The 1,308-nt window shown below is 60.2% G+C and carries 1 protein-coding gene; it reads right to left on the reverse strand.

Annotation, left to right across the window (positions count from 1 at the left end; translation table 11 throughout):
* Window positions 1-165: 165 nt before the first annotated feature.
* Window positions 166-1,266, reverse strand: coding sequence for an IS4 family transposase (locus tag QX108_RS33455; RefSeq protein WP_315701243.1), 1,101 nt, complete (start codon window positions 1,264-1,266; stop codon window positions 166-168).
* Between the last annotated feature and the right edge of the window lie 42 nt (window positions 1,267-1,308).

Consider the following 1,308-nt stretch of genomic DNA (forward strand, 5'->3'; position numbering starts at 1 on the left):
GTAGCGCGAGCATCGATTGATACTTGCGTTTTCGAGGAGGCTCGCGAAGGTGGCGCCCCAACGCGCGTTTTCTGCGGCGCAAGCAACGGATGGTTGGTTGTGGAATGATTGCTTGCAGCAAGGATGCAACGAGCTGCTGCAGGACCCGCCAAGCGCCAGGCGTCGTTAAGCGGCCTGCGTCCAGTGGGGAGAGTCCTCGAAGTCGCTGGCAAGCGGCTCGAGCAACAGGATGATCAGGAGGTGGGCCAGCAGGTAGGGCTTGGCAGAGCGCGGATCGGTTCCTGGCGGCGTCTTGAGGCCAATCAGACTCTTCAGTCGCTTGAACCCAAGCTCGATCCGCCATCGCAATCGATAGAGCGCAAGCACATCTTTGGTGGAGAACTCGTCCCGCGCGAGCGACGTGATCAGAATGACCCAATCCGCAGCCTCCAAAGTTTCTTTGGAGATGATGCGGTTTTCATCTTTTGCGTCTTGCCGGGCTTTACGCCGAGAAGCAGCAGCCGCACCGGTGGGCTTCTTGATTGCGACCAGACGCATAGCCAGAGGCGCGCCGCCCTTGCGCTTGATCCAAATCTCCCGATCGACCAGTCCGCGCGCCTTCGCGGCACGCAATTGGGCCATCAGATCGAACGGAAGGCCTTTGGCGTCAAGCCAACGTGCGTTCTTCCAGCCCGCTCGGATCAAAACGTCGGCCCCGGCTTCGCGGACGGCCGCAATGCGGTCAGGTTGCAGATAAGCGCGGTCAGCAATGCGGATCTCGTTCTTGACCACTGGTATCCGGTCAAACGTTTCGCCCTCTTGCTGATCTGTCAGCTCGAAGTGACCAAAGCGCTCATAGGGCAGATCAAATGCGCTATGAACGCGCCAAAGCTCACTGTTCTTGCGCGCAGCCGGTCCCGCCTGAGGCACTGTCGTCGCATCGATGATGCGGATCAGGCGGCCTTGGCTCGCCTTCGGAGCTGCCGCAGCGAGCAAGCCCTCCACCAGCACCGCAAACCAATCACCACATTGACGCAGCCGATAGAACAACGCCACGCTGGTGAGGTCGGCAAGGCCAACAGAAGCCGCCCATGCGGCTGTCGATCTCAGCCCTCTTTCACCCAAACAATAGGCCAGCATCAGCCGAAGTAACGTCACCGCATCTGGAATCTGCCGCCGACGCGCGAAGGCCTTCGTCTGGCGCGCAGTTTTCTCGAGCTGCGCAGCCCCGCCCAGCTGCGCAACCACTCTCGTCCAGTCCTCGTTCAGGAGCGATTCGTCTGCCATCCCCTGTTCGAATCACGGCGGATTCCAACACTCAAGCATAAA

It is taken from the genome of Bradyrhizobium sp. SZCCHNR1002, assembly GCF_032381435.1.
GTDB classification, from domain to species: Bacteria; Pseudomonadota; Alphaproteobacteria; order Rhizobiales; family Xanthobacteraceae; genus Bradyrhizobium; species Bradyrhizobium aeschynomenes.

Excerpts from the sequence above, each read along its gene's own strand:
- QX108_RS33455 (WP_315701243.1), bottom strand. The coding sequence starts at position 1,266 with ATGGCAGACGAATCGCTCCTGAACGAGGACTGGACGAGAGTGGTTGCG.